This window comes from Viridibacterium curvum (assembly GCF_039544165.1).
Taxonomy (GTDB): Bacteria; Pseudomonadota; Gammaproteobacteria; order Burkholderiales; family Rhodocyclaceae; genus Viridibacterium; species Viridibacterium curvum.
Window position 1 is genome coordinate 329,952 of sequence record NZ_BAABLD010000008.1, and the last position, 15,593, is coordinate 345,544.

Below are 15,593 nucleotides of genomic sequence, written 5' to 3' on the forward strand. Positions count from 1 at the left end.
CAACGGCAGCCCCAGGCTGCCGTTGCGTCGTGATGCGGGCCGACTTACTTGGCCAGCGAGATCAGGTGATCCACGGCCGCCTTGACTTCATCGTCCGACAGCGACGGGTTGCCGCCCTTGGCCGGCATGGCGTTTTTGCCGCCCAGAGCGCTCTTGTAAAGCGACTCTTTGCCCGCAGCAATGCGCGGGCCCCAGGCACCCTTATCGCCGGCCTTGGGGGCGCCGGCCGCGCCGGTAGCGTGACAGGCCGCGCAGGCGGTTTCATAGATCTTCTTGCCATCGATCGGGCCACCTGCGGCAGCGGGTGCTGCGGCGGCGGTCTCGACACGCGCCACGGGCTGGATCAGCTTGGCGGTCTCTTCCTCGGGAACGGCTTCCTTCTTGTTGCACGCGGCGAGCATGGCCACAGCCAGCACGAGGGAAACGGAGAGAACGAGGCGCGAGGGGCGATTCATGATCGGGAGCTTTCGGATGTCAGGATTCGGGAAGCCGCGATTATAGCGACTCCCGCTCCGCCCGCCACCTGGGCGCATGGACGGCGCCCCCCGCCGGCGGTATCATCGCGGGCCACGCATCCGTAGCTCAGCTGGATAGAGTACTGCCCTCCGAAGGCAGGGGTCGGACGTTCGAATCGTCTCGGATGCGCCAGTTTCGCCTTCAGCGGGCTCAATCACCCGCCTCCGCTGCACCCGGTTCCACCTCCCACCACTTCTTGCGCAAGACCGAACGCTGGCCCGTGCGTTGCAGCCAGGCCGGGTAGTCCGTCTTCAACATGGGGGCGGCTTCGCTGGTGTACCAGTTGTATTTCACCCGGCGCTCGTAGGCCACTTCGTCAAAGTTCGCGCGCGGCTTGCTGTCACGCGACGAAAACAGCGGCTTGCCTTCGGTTGTATCGTAGAAGCGCGCCCAGAGCGGCTCGGCCTTCGGATCTTTCTCCACGACAAAGTCGAAGCCATATTCCAGCGTGCGGTCCTCGCGGCGGACGCGCTTGATGCCGCTGAGCTTCGCGGCGTCCAGCCAGCTCACGGCTCCCTGCACGGCCCTCACGACAGCCGGCGAGGGCTTGTCGATACTCATAAGGAAGCGCACTACGTTGACGCTCTCGCCGCCGCTGATCGAGGGCAGCTCGAAAGCTCGCCCCATGCCCGGCTTGAGCGTGTTCTCGTCGTACTGCGCGCACCAGCCGGTCAGTTTGCCCTTCACGACGATCTGCGTCTTGAGGATCAGGCCCAGCCCGGCGTCATAGGCGGCCGCGGCACGCCGGGACAGATCGAGCCCGGCAAACGCGAAGTCGCCACGTCGTGCCGCAACGTCGCGCAGGATTTCCAGCACGTTGGCGATGGCGTCGTCGTTGAAGGTGATGCGGGCCTTGTAGCCCTGCGGCTCGGGCCAGTACTGCTGCCAACCGCCGCTGCGGTGCTGGGCCGCCAACAGGTATTCGATGCCGCGCACCGCGCCGTCACGGAAAAGCACTTGTCCGCTGCCCTTGAATGCGCGCGCCAAGGCAATGATCTGCTTGGTGGTTGCGTCGTTGTCGATGGTGGACTTGGCCTTGAAGCCGCTCAATGCCGCGCGATTCACGGGCACCGTTAGCGAGGAATCACGCTCAAGCTTGGGCCAGCCACCGTCGGCGTTCTGGTAACCCAGTACCACATCGCCCACTGTCACGCCCTGCGCCGAAGCCCAGAACGCTTCGTTCTGCTCGCCCAGGTTGCCTTCGACGACCGCACCACCACGCGCCACGCCCGCCTGCTTCTTGCTGTTGGGCAGGATGAATGAGGCCGTGAAGCGCTGCCGGGGCTTGTCCCACTTGCTGTAGGCGCCCAGCTGGTCAAACACCCACCACACCGAGACCCACAGATTACCGTTGCGCCACTCGGGCGCCTTGTCGGCCGTGACGCGCTTGCCATCCACCTCGGCGTCGGTGCTGCCGGCCGTCAGGCGCACGCTGCGCCCGTTGAGGCTGAAGAGCGCCGACCGGCTGTCCGCCGCCAGTGTCGCCTCGCCCCCCAAGGCCACGACGATCTCGTTGATGGGCGCGAACATGCGCTCGCCGGGCAAGAGCTCGGGCGCGGAATAGAAGCCTTCCTCCAGCTCCTGGTAGCCACCGTCGATGGAGTAGTTCGGCTCGCCCATGATCAGTGCCACGGTGCGCAACACCCCTTCAGCGCGCGACGGCGAACTGCCCGAGGGCGGCGCCGGTACGGCGGGGGCGCTCTGCGCGATGGCCTGGACAGCCATCAACGCCAGCGCGCTGCACACCAGGACGCGCAGCAGTGGGGACGAAGTACCTTGGACGGTCATGAGATTTCTCCGGGGTTCAGGGTATGTGTTTTGGTGAAATTACGGGTATACCCTATATCCATGACAGCCATGCGGCCAGCCCGGTCGCCCGAAGGTCGGGATCACGGTGCCAGCGTGCATGCGCTGGGACCCGCGCAAAGTTGTAAGCCTTCTTGTCCGGCCCTTGCCCGCGCTGGCCGCCTTGCCCACAGTGGAAGCACCCCATCCTGGACTGCCTGATGAAACCCTTCCGCTACGCCCTGTTGCCCGGCCTCGCCCTCGTGCTGGTCAGCCTTCTGGCCAACATTTCCACTGCGGAGGCCGGCCTGCTCGACCGCTTGCGCGAACGCCGGGGGGAGCGCTCTACGGCGCAAGAATCCATCCCCACCGTGCCCGGCGACTACAGCCTGAAGCTGGAACACGCCGGCCAACAACGCCAGTACCGCCTGCACATCCCGGCCAGCTACAAGGGAGACAAGGTCACACCGCTGGTGCTCGCCTTCCACGGCGGGGGCGGCAACATGGACATCCAGGCCGACGACCGCTACTACGGACTGGTCGCGAAGTCCGAGCAGGCTGGCTTCATCATCGCGTTTCCGAACGGTTACAGCCGCCTGGGCGGCAAGCTGGCGACCTGGAATGCCGGCCACTGCTGTGGCGCCGCGCGCGACAAGGACAGTGACGACGTCGGCTTCGTGCGCGAACTCCTCGCCCGCCTGCAGGCCGGGCTGAGTATTGATGAGCGACGCATCTTCGCCACCGGCATATCCAACGGCGCCATGATGAGCTACCGCCTCGCCTGCGAGATGTCGGGCACTTTCCGCGCCATCGCCGCCGTAGCCGGCACCGACAACACCCGCAGCTGCACGCCTGACAAGGCCGTCTCCATCCTGCACATTCACGCCCGAGACGACGAGCTGGAGCTGTTCGACGGTGGCGCCGGACGCAAATCGGACAAAGTCACCCCCTTCGTGGCCGTGCCGGACTCCATGGCCAAATGGGCCCGGCTCGATGGCTGCCGCCCCGTACCCGAACGGATCTTCGAGACACCAGGCGCCTACTGCGAGGCATACAGCGGCTGCCGCGACGGCAGTGCCGTAAAGCTCTGCGTCACCGATAGCGGCGGACACTCGTGGCCTGGCGGGCAGAAGCCGCGCGGCGGTGCCGACAAGCCGCCCTCGACGGCCATCCGGGCGACTGACGTGATTTGGCAATTCTTCAGCGAACGATAAAGCAGCGTTGTAGTCGTATCATGGCGGCCCAGCTCGGGGATGCGACTGCGGCTCGCTCAAGTCTGCGCGCCGGATGCCGAGAGAATCGACATCCCGCATCACCCTCGCCCGCCCATCCTCCATCGGGACAACAAGACCATGACTCTGATCGCACGCCACTGGATTTCGCTGCTTCTCCTGCCCCTCATCTGCCTGCTCGCCGCCTGTGCGAGCGGAGAAAAGGAAGCGGATGACGGCCGCTACGACCCCAAGGTCAGCAAGCAAGGCAACCTGCCCCTGCTCTATCACGCCAACGAAGAGCAGGTCATCCGCCTGTTCCCGGTCGGCACGCCACGCAATGCCGTCATCGAACGCTTCGGCAGCCCTGCGGCCGGCTCGGCTGGGAAGGACGTCTATTCCTATGAAATCACCTACCAGAAGCTCAACGCCGACCGCAGCGCCGTGCGCATCGCCCGCAGCGTAACGGCCGAACTCAGCTACGACGCGGCCGACAAGCTGAAGGCTGTCGAACCGCTGGTGCTGGAAGGCTATGTACGTTCCGAGAAGGACAAGAAGGTCGAAGAACGCAAACCCACCCATGAAGAGATCGCCATCCATCTGGCCGGTCTCAACCCCGCCTCGGTCAATGAAGCCATCGCCAAGGGCTACCCCGGCGTAGCCCCGGCAACCGCTGCCAGTCGTGGTACGGCAGCCGGCGCAGGTGCCGCAGCCGCCACCGGCAGCGTCTGGCGCACCGGTTTGCAGGTCATGGAATTCCAGACAAACAGCGGTCGTACCGAAGTGCGCGTGACCGACTTCGACGACGGCTCCATTGCCAAGGCCCGCGGCGTACGTGCCAAGGACACCATCGTCTCGGTCAACGGTACGAAGACCCCGAACACGGCGGAATATTCCAAGGCCATACGTGCGGCGACGACCGACAAACCGCTGGTGCTGCGCCTCACGCGCGCTGGCAAGCCGGTTACGGTCACACTGCCGGTTGGCGGCAAGTAGGCTGCTTCGACACGGCAGTGAAAAGGCCGCCCTCGGGCGGCCTTTTCACTTCTCCAGATCCAAACCCCTCCCTTATCAGGGGAAGGCGATAGCTCCGGCTCGACCTGGCTCCTCCCCTGATAAGGGGAGGAGCCCAGACGGACGCGAACGTTCCCCCTCCCCTGACAAGAGGAGGGAGGGGTGGGGTTATTCGCCATGTAAAAGGCCGCCCTCAGGCGGCCTTTCACATGGCGCACCACCAGCTCAATCGTCCGCTTCACGCCCCGGCGTGATCACCGGTTTGACGTTGCCCTCGGTCAGCTCAGGCGAGCAGTACTCGATGAAGGCGTAGGCGAAGCCGCGCAGATAGTGGCCGCGGCGCACGGCGATGCGTGTCGTGTTCTCGCCGAACAGGTGGTCGCTGTTGAGCAGGCGCAGGCCACGATCCTTTTCCGGAATGAAGGCTGGCGAAGCGATGATGCCCGCGCCAAGACCCAGCTCCACGTAGGTCTTGATCACGTCGGCATCCAGTGCCGACATCACGATGTCGGGCGTCAGGCCGGCCTGCGCGAAGGTCTGGTCGATGCGTGCGCGGCCTGTGTAGCCATCGTGATAGGTGATCAGCGGGTGTTCGGTCAGCGCTTCCAGCGTCAGCGGGCTGACGCTGGTGAGGGGGTGTCCCTCGGGCACGATCACCGCGTGACGCCAGTGGTGAAACGGGAAGGTCGCGATATCGGTTGTCTGATCCAGCGCCTCGGTGGCGATGCCGATGTCGGCATCCCCTGAACGCAGACGCGCAACGATCTCGGCCGGGCTGCCCTGGTGCAGTTCGAGGTGCACCTTGGGCCAGGCCTGCTTGAAGCGCTGCACGACCTTGGGCAGCACATAGCGCGCCTGAGTGTGCGTCGTCGCCACGCTGAGCTTGCCCTCGTCACGCTGTGAATACTGCTCGGCCAGACGCTTGATGTTGTGGGCGTCGAGCAGCATGCGTTCGACGATGCCAACCAGCTCCTTGCCCGGATCGGTGAGGCCCAGCAAGCGCTTGCCACGCCGCACGAACAGCTCGACACCGAGCTCGTCTTCGAGATCCTTGATGTGCTTGGACACACCGGACTGCGAGGTGAACAGGGCGTTGCCCACCTCGGTGAGATTGAAGTCCTGGCGCACCGTCTCGCGGATGATGCGCAGCTGCTGGAAATTCATGACGTCACTCCCGTAGCCTGCGCTGCCGCAGGCTGCTCAAACACCTTGATCTGCGAAGGCAGCACACGTACGCGGCTACCTTCGACGAGCGACAGCTCACGCACACGCGCCCGACCCAATTCGACCTCGACGTGCGCCGGGGCACCGCTCTGCGGATCGGCCGCCAGTTCGATGCGCGCGCTGGAGCCGAAGCTGAGGATACGGGTCACGGTGGCCGCAATGCCCTGCGCACCCGGCGCATCATGCACGATGTCCAGCTCGTGCGGACGGGCGAAAGCGATGACCTCGGCACCATCCGAAATGCCTTCCGCATGCGGATGCGCGTGGCCGGCCAGATTCACACTCTCGCCTTCGACACGACCATGGAACAGGTTGACCGAGCCAAGGAAGCTGTAGACGAAGGGCGTCGCCGGCTTCTCGTACACCTCGTCTGGCGTGCCGATCTGCTCGACCTTGCCGTGGTTCATGAGCACCACGCGGTCGGCGACTTCAAGCGCCTCTTCCTGATCGTGCGTAACGAAGATCGAGGTGATATGCAGCTCGTCGTGCAGACGACGCAGCCAGCGGCGCAGCTCCTTGCGCACCTTGGCATCGAGCGCGCCGAAAGGCTCGTCGAGCAGCAGCACGCGCGGCTCGACGGCCAGTGCACGCGCCAGGGCGATGCGCTGACGCTGGCCACCCGACAGCTGCGAGGGGAAGCGGTCGGCCAGCCAGTCGAGTTGCACGAGTTTGAGCAGATCGGTGACCCTGGTGCGGATCGTCGCTTCGCTGGGGCGTTCACTGCGCGGCTTTACACGCAGGCCGAAAGCAATGTTGTCGAACACCGTCATGTGGCGGAACAGAGCGTAGTGCTGGAACACGAAGCCGACCTGACGCTCGCGCACATGGGTGCCGGATGCGTCCTCGCCTTCAAGGATCACCGTGCCGCTATCCGCCGACTCCAGGCCGGCGATGATGCGCAGCAGAGTCGTCTTGCCGCAACCGGACGGGCCCAGCAGGGCGACCAGTTCGCCGCTGGGAAAGTCCAGCGATACGTTGTCGAGGGCGGCAAAGTTGCCAAAGCGCTTCTGGATGTTGCGGACTTCAATGCTCATGTCTTGCTCCAATATTTCATTCCGTTCCTGATTCAAGGCTGCATCGCGCGGAGGCAGGGCCGCCATCCGCAACACATGCAGATCTGCATCAGGAATGGGATTCGGATGTCTGCTGGATTTTTCTCTCCACCCAGGTCTTCACGACCAGGGTCAGCAAGGCCAGCAGGGCCAGCAGGGAGGCCACGGCGAAGGCTGCGGAGAGCTGGTATTCGTTGTAGAGAATCTCGATGTGCAGGGGCATGGTATTGGTGAGCCCACGGATGTGGCCGGACACCACCGACACCGCACCAAACTCGCCCATGGCACGGGCGTTACACAACAAAACGCCGTAGATGAGGCCCCACTTGATGTTGGGCAGGGTCACGTGCCAGAAGGTCTGCCAGCCGTTCGCGCCGAGCACGATGGCGGCCTCTTCCTCTTCCTTGCCCTGTGCCTGCATGAGCGGGATCAGCTCGCGCGCCACGAAGGGGAAGGTGACGAAGATGGTCGCCAGCACGATGCCGGGCACGGCGAAGATGATCTTGATGTCGTTCTCGCGCAGCCAGGGACCGAACCAGCCTTGCGCGCCGAAGATCAGCACGAATATAAGGCCCGCGATGACAGGTGACACCGAGAACGGCAGATCGATCAGCGTGATCAGCAGCTGCTTGCCACGAAACTCGAATTTGGCGATGGCCCAGGCCGCAGCGACGCCGAATACGATGTTCAGCGGTACGGCGATGATGGCGGCACTCAGCGTGAGCACCACCGCGGACAGCGCATCGGGTTCGACGAGTGCGGCGAAATAGGCTTCCCAACCTTTCTTCAACGCCTCGGCAAACACCGCAAACAGCGGCAGTAGCAGGAAGGTGGCGAAGAACAGCAAGGAGATGCCGATCACGCTCCATTTGACCCACGGGGTCTCGCGCGTTGCCGGATTATCTTCGTAGTGTTTGGGTCCGGCGGAAATATGCAGTGCGGCGGCGCTCATCAGGCTGCCCTCCCGATCTTGCGGGCGCTCCAGGCCTGCAGGCTGTTGATGACGAACAGCAGGGCAAACGAGGCCAGCAGCATCACCACGGCAATCGCGGTCGCCCCGGCGTAGTCATACTGTTCGAGCCGGGTGATGATCATCAGCGGCGTGATCTCCGACACCAGGGGAATATTGCCGGCAATGAAGATTACGGAACCGTATTCGCCCACAGCGCGTGCAAAGGCCAGCGCAAAACCCGTGAACAATGCCGGCAGCAGCACCGGGAAGATCACCAGACGCACCGTCTGCCAGCGCTGCGCACCAAGGCTCGCGGCAGCCTCTTCCAGCTCCACTTCGAGGTCCTCAAGAATCGGCTGCACCGTACGCACTACGAAGGGCAGGCCGATGAAGACCAGTGCCACCAGAACACCCAGCGGCGTGTAGGCGACCTTGATGCCGAGCGGTTCGAGCAGGCTGCCCATCCAGCCATTGGGGGCGTAGACCGCCGCCAGCGAGATGCCGGCCACCGCTGTCGGCAGCGCAAAAGGCAGGTCGACCAGCGCGTCGATGACCTTCTTGCCCGGGAAGCGGTAACGCACCAGCGACCACGCCAGCAGCAGGCCGAAAACCGTATTGATGGATGCCGCCAGCAGCGAGGTGCCGAAGCTCAGCTTGTACGAAGCGAGCACGCGCGGCGAGGTTGTCACGTTCCAGAATTGTTCGAAGCTGAGGCTGGTCGTCTTGAGGAAGACCGCGCCGAGAGGGATCAGGATCAGCAGGGACAGATAGACCAGGGTGTAGCCCAGTGTCAGCCCGAAGCCGGGCAGGACGTGCCGGGTGTGCGAGCTGCTCATTGGAAGCCCCCTGTGGCGCGGAGGTACTTGGCGTGCATGGATGCCGTCCGGAATGGGAAAGCCGGCAGTCTAGCCAGCCACGCTTAGCAGAAAAACGAATAAAACATTCTCTGCTTATGAATAATATGAATAAGCAAACGCTCTACCTGACGCCCGGACCACCTGTTTCACCAAATGGAATCCCGCCAGCAAAGCCCGCAAGATGCGCTTGGCGAGCAAATGCGGGCAGGCGGCACGCGCTAGGCTGCGGCTTCTGTCGTCACTGCTGCCCGACCCGATACTGATGCAAACCGCCCCCGCCGCTCACGCTACGTCTGCCATCGCCCACTCCTCCCAGGCCGACAGCGCCGTCCGCCCGCGCAATCCGGCCCTGTTCGTCATGCGCTCGCTGTTCTTCTTCCTCGACAGCGACCGCCGCCGCTACCTGATCCACATGCCCATCGTGCTGATCAGCGAGACCAGTGACCTGCTGCCGCCGCTGTTGCTGGGCGTCATGATCAGCATGCTATTGGCGTACAAACCGGGGCAGAGCGTGCTGCCACTGTGCCTGGTCATCACCGCGCTGGCCGCCTCGCGTGGCCTCACCGCCTGGGTGCGCCTGCGCAGCAAGCGCATCCTCGGCCAGATCGCCCTCAACTGCCGCTACCGTGCCCGCGTATGGGGCTTCGAGCGCCTCGTCGGCTTCTCGATGCACTGGCATCACCAGGAGTCGGCCGGCAACAAGGTGCAACGGCTGATGACCGGCTCGGACGCCGTGCGCGAGTGGGGCATCTTCCACAACGATGTAGCCGGCCCGCTGGCCACCCTCATCGGCGTCACGGTCTCCTGCGCCTTCATCAGCCCCTGGTTCATCTTCTTTGGTGTGTATTTCATGCTGGGCATGGCGTACATCGAGCGCCACTACGACCGCAAGGTGGCCGCGCTCAGCACGCGCATCAACCAGAGCGTCGAGAACGCCAGCGGCAGCATCGTCGAAGGCGCCACGCACATCCTCACCATCAAGGCCTCGGGCGCCGGCAATATGGTGCGCAATGCCGTAGCCGGCCGCGAAGCCAGCGCGCGCGACCTGGGGCACGAACGCGTGAGGCTAGGCACGCAGAAGTGGCTGGCCTTCCAGCTGCACACCTGCGTGGCCTTCGGCATCTTTCTCGGCGCCATTGCCTGGGCCACGCTGCACGACATCATCGCCGCCAGCTTCATCATTACCTACGTGCAGTACTTCAACGGCCTGCGCCAATCCACCACGTCCTTCACCGACCGCTTCCAGGCCATGGTGGAGCGCTACGCCGACCTGATGCGACTGATGCCTCTGTTCGACGACGCCGGCCATACAGGCACGTCCAAGCGCCAAGCCCACTTCCCCACCGAATGGGATGGCATCCACATCAGCGGCCTCGACTACGACTGGGGCGACAAGCCCGCGCTGCGCGATATCAACCTGAGCCTGCGACGCGGCGAACGCATCGGCGTGGTCGGCCAGTCGGGCAGCGGCAAGTCCACGCTGATCAAGCTGCTGCTGGGGCTCTACGACCCGGCACGCGGCCACATCCGCATCGGCACGGTGGACAGTCGCGAAATCGACGCCGAGCAGTTCGGGCAACACGTCGCCGTGGTGCTGCAGGAAGTGGAGCTGTTCAACGTCACCCTGCGCGACAACATCACCCTCATGCGCGAGTCCGACGAAGCCCTGTTCGCCCGCGTCTGTAGCGCGGCCGGACTCGACGAATTGGTCGCGCGCCTGCCGCAGGGCGTTCACACCCCGCTGGGCGAACGCGGCCACGCGCTCTCTGGCGGAGAGCGCCAGCGCATCGGCATCGCCCGCGCCCTGTTCCGCCGGCCCGACATCCTGATCCTTGATGAAGCCACCTCGGCACTCGACGACGACACCGAAGACCGCGTCATGCACGGCATCTTGCAGTGCGTGCCGGCTGACGCCATCGTAATCGCCATCGCCCACCGCACGCGCTCGCTGAAAGACATGCATCGACTGTTGCGCATGGAGCAGGGGCGACTACAGGATTCAGCCGGAGCGGTGTAAGGCACGCGGCGCTGCAAGCTTAACTGCAACAAACTTTCCCCAAGCTTGCGATCGCCGAAGGTGGCAAGAAGCCACCCGACACGCACACAAAGAATCCAATGAGGGGAACTGTCGTCATCGCAGCGACGCCCGGCGCGCTGCGCACTGCCTCCGCACTGCCTGCGTACAAGCCGCCAAACGGCCCGCGGGTTACACCGCGATCTGCAGCGGGACAAAGACGAGCTCGGTCAGCGCAATGAGCAATGTCGCCTTTGGTTGCGCCAACCAGCTCATCTACAAATCGTTGAACGGCAGTTTCATCTGCAACGAAGCCACCTTCGGCGGTCGCATTGCCGGTGGCGTCAACACTTGCAAACCCGTCCCCTGCCCAAAAGGGCAAAGTCCTCCCGCTGAGACTTCCGTCATAACTTCTCCCGACATGTTTTGCTACGGTGGCGTGCGCCCACGTGACGGGCCACACACAAACAACTGACTCAGGGATGGATACGATGCTCGCAAAGAAAATCACCGGAGGCCTGGCAGCTGCGGCTGCCATCGCTCTCCTACCGGCCGCTCACGCCGAGAACCTCATTCTCAATGGTGACTTCTCCAGCGGCACATTCGCCAACTGGACGACCTACGCGACCGCGGGTGGCGGCCTGAGCTGGTCGGCCACGAAAGACCCTATCGGCGTTGTCGACTTCGACGTGGACGGCGATGGCAATCTGAGCCAGGCTGGCCGCTTCCGCCCGGGTCAGGTCGGCACCTACCAATCCGGCCTCTGGGCGGGTGGCGGCATCACGCAAAGCTTTGCAAGTGATGCTGGCGCCTTCTCTCTGGACATGGATCTCGCCTTTTACCGCGACTCGTCGGCCACCTCCAGCGGCACCTCAGGCGGTCGTTACCAGATCTTCCTTGACGGCACCCTGCTCGGCACCTGGTCGCTGGCTTCGGTTAGCACAGGCGCGACCGTCAGGAACTCCTTCAGCTATGACGGCACCCTCACAGCCGGCACGCATGAGCTGAAGATCGAGATGACACGCCAATACCTGACGGGCTCGACGCCTGCTACGTCCACACCCTTCCAGTTCGTCGACAACGTCGTGTTGGACGCCCCTGCCGCACCGGTGCCAGAAGCCAGCCAGCTGGCCATGCTGCTGACCGGCCTGGGGCTCATCGCCGGCGTCACACGTCGCCGCCTTCGCTGACCCGGCAAAACGGGCGTCCGACGACGCCCGTTTTCATATTTGTCGGGCGCCGCTAAGCAGCCCCGTCACCCGCTCAACGCGGGTTGGCAAAGCTCCCGCGCAGCACCACGGTCGCCATCAGCGGCCAGGAATCAAAGCGCCGCGACACCTGGCACTCGTAATCGCCCTCGGCCGGCGTGCGCTGATCGCGCAGGTAGCTGCCGACACGCACGAGGTAACGGAAACGCTTTTCCGCAGCCTCTCTCATCATCGCCTGCAGCGACTGCGCAGCCGCGCGGCGACAGGCCGCCGGCGCGCCATCCGCCTCGACCTTCACCGACTCACGGAACGTGTCGGGCTCGCTACGCTCGAAGAAGTCCAGCGTGCCGAACCAGCCCACCGAGATCTCCATCCCGCGGCTGGCCAGTGCATTGCGCACATCCGGACTTTCAAGCACTTCAGCCAGCGGCAGGTATTGCGCATTGGCCTGTGGTGGCCGCAACGCTACCGGCTTGTTCTCGCGTTCGGCAAACTCGCGCGCCTTCGCCTTCGATATCGCAAAACTCGCGCTCAATTCGGTCGAGGTCGCCGCCTGACTGCGATTGCAGATGATCTGCGTCGCCGTATCGTCGGGTTTGCCGCGCACTACGAGTCTGATGCGTACAACGGCGTCGTAACCCTTCGAGCGCGCCTCCTTGATGAGGTCACCGAGCAAGTCGGCAATCACGACTTCGCAGCCGTCGAAAAGCTTGACCGTGCGATTGTGATAGCTGTCTGCTGGTGTACCTTCCACGACATCTGCCGGCAGATCGGGGCCGAATGACAATCGGATCGCCGGGTCCAGCTCCCTCTTCACGCGCGGCAACGCCAATGCTTCGGCAAAGGTATAACTCAGCTTCTCTGGAGGCACGTCCTGCGCATGCAACAACGGCGCACAGAGCAGGATCAGCAGGCTGCACAGCAGACGATGTGGTTTCATGAATCCCTCAATCGAATGAACAAGGAAGCCGCAAACATTCTGACGCAATCCCCTATGCAACGACTACGCTTTGCCAGTGCCTCACAGCTCACGCACACTACAATTCAGCTTCGACTCTATACGAGGAATTGCCTCACAATGGATGCAGCACCTTCAGAAGCCGTGAATTGGAGAACGAGGTCACTCGCAGGCCGCAGAAAACCCGCGATTTTCGTTGCTATAGATTTCAGGAGATCAAGTGAACAGCCTTGCACTCAAAGAGCGATTTCTCCAAACGGCAAATAGCTGGGTTTGTGACTCTTACGCCATTGATGTTCGATATGTCGCTACTCGCACCAACAATGGCGGCTTTCAGATTGCAGCGGCGTCTCTATCGCTTTTTCCAATCCCACCACAAACTGACACCGTCTTTCATATCCAGACGGACTTTCTTGTTGCAGGACAGTTCCAGCAACGGGCACAGACCCGGGCCGATCTCCTTACCACCCTCGAACAAGCCGCTGCAGGGCAGATAGAGACTCCGGGAGGAACGCTAAAACTCATTGCATCCAATGCCCACATACTAAATTCCGAGAATCTTAATCCGAGTAGATGGTATTCAGATTTGCACTTACAAATCTCTGGTGACGCCCTGCCTCAAATTCCGGAATTTGAACTATTTGAGCTGAATAACGCACTCAGGACATCTGACCCACCATTTGACGGCATCGCAGATCTTGCAAGATGGCTGTCTCTATCCATACCTTCCTCTACATCATCTTTACCTCTGATTAACATCCGCGTCGTTCCACCGCTGGACTTGATTGTGAATCAATCAGAGTTGCTGGATGATCGCCTACTGCTGGTATTGCGCGCCCATCCAAATTTTGACGTTGGCCGGTTTGGCTTGGCGATCTGGATAACTCCCGGAAATGGTCTCTCATCTCGCCGGCAAGTAGCTTCTGAAATCAATTGGCGGCAACCAGAAAGCGGCGTAAAGGAAGGCTCGGCGCATATTCGTGTTGAGCGCGCAGAAAGCACTTTAGCGATGCTTACGATTGGCGGGGTAACCACTCGACGGCGATGGTTCAACGATCCGAACAAAGCTCGCAATAACAGAATGTTGGCCGTACAACATTTCGACAAGGAGCTAAAACAAATAAAGCACGCCGTATTGGAGCAAAGTTCTGATGCACCACGCTTCGAGCGAGGCGTAGCTGCGTTACTATTTCTTCAGGGCTTTAGTCCCGCTATTCAACTCGAAACCGATGCGCCAGACATAATTCTCATGACTCCGGCGGGCAGACTCGTGATTGTTGAATGCACGACTCGTATTTCTGACTTCTCTGCCAAAGTTGGAAAACTGGTAGATCGTCGCGGATCTCTTGAGAAATCACTACGCGCGAGTCATCACAATGGTGAAGTCACCGCAATGCTCGTATGTGCTCTTCCGAAGGATCAAATTGCAACATGGCAGGCAGAACCTGTTGTTCATCAGATCATTCTAGTAACCCAAGAAGACTTGCGACAGGCAATCATCGAAGTTCGCAACCCGCGTAACCCTGACGACTTGCTAGATGCAGCTGTTAGCAGAATGAGTCAAAGCGGCATTTGAATATCAGGATTGCAATACGCTCTAAACCAATCGCTGCGCCCGCCGTCGCGCGATAGTGGATTGCCACAGCACTTGTCTCAGCCCTACCAGAGACTCATCTGCGGCCCCTCATCGCGTGGTGGCTTGAATGCAGCAGTGCTGAGCGCGCGTCGCATCTTGTTAAGCCCCAGTCGCTCGGCCGCCAGCTTCGCCCGTTTCGCATAGAGATCGGCGAATAGCCCTTCGCCGCGCATGCGCTTGCCGAACTGCGCACTGTTGGCCTTGCCGCCACGCATCTGCTGGATGAGGCTCATGACATGTGCTGCGCGGCCAGGCACGTGCGTCTGCAGCCATTTTGGAAACATGTCAGCGAGTTCATGCGGCAGGCGCAGCAGCACATAGCCGGCGGCCTCGGCGCCGCGTGCAGCGGCCGCTTCGAAAACGCGCTCCAGCTCGTGATCGTTGAGCGCGGGAATCAGAGGTGCGAACAGCACGCCGACTGGCACCCCTGCCGTGCGGAGCTTCTCGATGAGTTCGAGACGCCTGTGTGGTGCCGCTGCACGCGGCTCCATCCTGCGCGCCAGCTCTCCGTCGAGAGTCGTGACGCTGATCATCACATACACAAGGTCGTCGCGCGCCATATCCGCCAGCAAGTCGAGATCGCGCTCGATCAGCGAACCCTTGGTGACCATGGAAAATGGGTGCCGACACTCGGCGAACACTTCGAGGATGCTGCGCGTGATGCCCAGTTTGCGCTCAATGGGCTGGTACGCATCAGTGTTGACGCCCAGCGCAATCGGCGCGCAAACGTAGCTGCGCTTGCCCAGCTCCTTGCGCAGCAAGACCGCAGCATCGGGCTTGTAAGCAATCTTCGTTTCGAAATCGAGCCCCGGTGACAGGCCAAGGTAACTGTGCGTCGGTCGTGCGAAGCAATAGCTGCATCCATGCTCGCAACCTCGGTAGGGATTGATCGAACGGTCGAAGGGTACGTCGGGCGATTCGTTGTAGGTGATCACGCTTTTAGCGCCATCGATGATCAGCTCGGTCGGTGGCACGCCGGGCTCTGCCTCCGCCGAACCCCAGCCGTCGTCGAAGGCTTCGCGCTCCATCGATTCGAAGCGCCCATCTGGACGCACGACAGCCCCCCGCCCGCGAAAAACGAGCGGACGTGTCGTAGCGGGAGGGTCTTTCCGTTCAGTCATACGACTGATCTTACGCCGCCGGCCTGGCCGATTTAAGCCAGATCA

General features: G+C 62.4%; 13 protein-coding genes and 1 tRNA gene. 6 read left to right on the forward strand and 8 right to left on the reverse strand.

The window, feature by feature from the left end; translation table 11 throughout:
• Positions 1-44 precede the first annotated feature (44 nt).
• Positions 45-455 (reverse strand): c-type cytochrome, encoded by a 411-nt coding sequence (locus ABEA02_RS09255; protein ID WP_345532624.1) that lies wholly within the window; start codon positions 453-455, stop codon positions 45-47.
• A 116-nt stretch (positions 456-571) separates the two neighbouring features.
• On the opposite strand from ABEA02_RS09255, the gene ABEA02_RS09260 reads away from it, so the two are divergent.
• Positions 572-648 (forward strand) — tRNA-Arg (locus ABEA02_RS09260).
• 18 nt (positions 649-666) lie between these two features.
• Here ABEA02_RS09260 and pelA read toward each other — a convergent pair.
• Complete coding sequence (gene pelA / locus ABEA02_RS09265; RefSeq protein ID WP_345532625.1) at positions 667-2,304, reverse strand: pectate lyase; 1,638 nt, start codon at positions 2,302-2,304, stop codon at positions 667-669.
• Positions 2,305-2,522: 218 nt separating this feature from the next.
• Here pelA and ABEA02_RS09270 point away from each other — a divergent pair, with 218 nt between their 5' ends.
• Both ABEA02_RS09270 and ABEA02_RS09275 read left to right on the forward strand, forming a co-directional pair.
• Positions 2,523-3,515: a CE1 family esterase gene (locus tag ABEA02_RS09270; RefSeq protein ID WP_345532626.1), complete on the forward strand. Its 993-nt coding sequence runs from the start codon at positions 2,523-2,525 to the stop codon at positions 3,513-3,515.
• A 138-nt stretch (positions 3,516-3,653) separates the two neighbouring features.
• Positions 3,654-4,508, forward strand: coding sequence for a PDZ domain-containing protein (locus ABEA02_RS09275; protein WP_345532627.1), 855 nt, complete (start codon positions 3,654-3,656; stop codon positions 4,506-4,508).
• 243 nt (positions 4,509-4,751) lie between these two features.
• Here ABEA02_RS09275 and ABEA02_RS09280 read toward each other — a convergent pair whose 3' ends face one another.
• The 4 genes from ABEA02_RS09280 to cysT form a co-directional block, all read right to left on the reverse strand.
• The gene (locus ABEA02_RS09280) at positions 4,752-5,690 is read right to left on the reverse strand and encodes a CysB family HTH-type transcriptional regulator (protein WP_345532628.1); all 939 of its coding nucleotides are present in this window, start codon (positions 5,688-5,690) and stop codon (positions 4,752-4,754) included.
• Positions 5,687-6,784, reverse strand: coding sequence for a sulfate/molybdate ABC transporter ATP-binding protein (locus tag ABEA02_RS09285; RefSeq protein ID WP_345532629.1), 1,098 nt, complete (start codon positions 6,782-6,784; stop codon positions 5,687-5,689). Before ABEA02_RS09285 ends, ABEA02_RS09280 begins: the two co-directional genes overlap by 4 nt.
• 88 nt (positions 6,785-6,872) lie before the next feature.
• The gene (gene cysW, locus ABEA02_RS09290) at positions 6,873-7,754 is read right to left on the reverse strand and encodes a sulfate ABC transporter permease subunit CysW (RefSeq protein WP_345532630.1); all 882 of its coding nucleotides are present in this window, start codon (positions 7,752-7,754) and stop codon (positions 6,873-6,875) included.
• Positions 7,754-8,590, reverse strand: a complete 837-nt coding sequence (gene cysT, locus ABEA02_RS09295) for a sulfate ABC transporter permease subunit CysT (RefSeq protein WP_345532631.1) — start codon at positions 8,588-8,590, stop codon at positions 7,754-7,756. Before cysT ends, cysW begins: the two co-directional genes overlap by 1 nt.
• Before the next feature lie 283 nt (positions 8,591-8,873).
• Here cysT and ABEA02_RS09300 point away from each other — a divergent pair, with 283 nt between their 5' ends.
• Positions 8,874-10,628: an ABC transporter ATP-binding protein gene (locus ABEA02_RS09300; protein ID WP_345532632.1), complete on the forward strand. Its 1,755-nt coding sequence runs from the start codon at positions 8,874-8,876 to the stop codon at positions 10,626-10,628.
• Positions 10,629-11,116: 488 nt separating this feature from the next.
• The gene (locus ABEA02_RS09305; RefSeq protein WP_345532633.1) at positions 11,117-11,815 is read left to right on the forward strand and encodes a hypothetical protein; all 699 of its coding nucleotides are present in this window, start codon (positions 11,117-11,119) and stop codon (positions 11,813-11,815) included.
• Positions 11,816-11,888: 73 nt separating this feature from the next.
• Here the strand turns inward: ABEA02_RS09305 and ABEA02_RS09310 are convergent, their stop codons facing one another.
• On the reverse strand, positions 11,889-12,773 hold the full coding sequence (locus ABEA02_RS09310) for a hypothetical protein (RefSeq protein WP_345532634.1): 885 nt from the start codon (positions 12,771-12,773) through the stop codon (positions 11,889-11,891).
• A 238-nt stretch (positions 12,774-13,011) separates the two neighbouring features.
• On the opposite strand from ABEA02_RS09310, the gene ABEA02_RS09315 reads away from it, so the two are divergent.
• Positions 13,012-14,367, forward strand: coding sequence for a hypothetical protein (locus ABEA02_RS09315; RefSeq protein WP_345532635.1), 1,356 nt, complete (start codon positions 13,012-13,014; stop codon positions 14,365-14,367).
• Between the two features lie 83 nt (positions 14,368-14,450).
• On the opposite strand, the gene ABEA02_RS09320 is transcribed toward ABEA02_RS09315, so the two are convergent.
• Positions 14,451-15,548 carry a PA0069 family radical SAM protein gene (locus ABEA02_RS09320; RefSeq protein WP_345532636.1) on the reverse strand — a complete coding sequence of 366 codons (1,098 nt, stop codon included), beginning with the start codon at positions 15,546-15,548 and terminating at the stop codon, positions 14,451-14,453.
• Between the last annotated feature and the right edge of the window lie 45 nt (positions 15,549-15,593).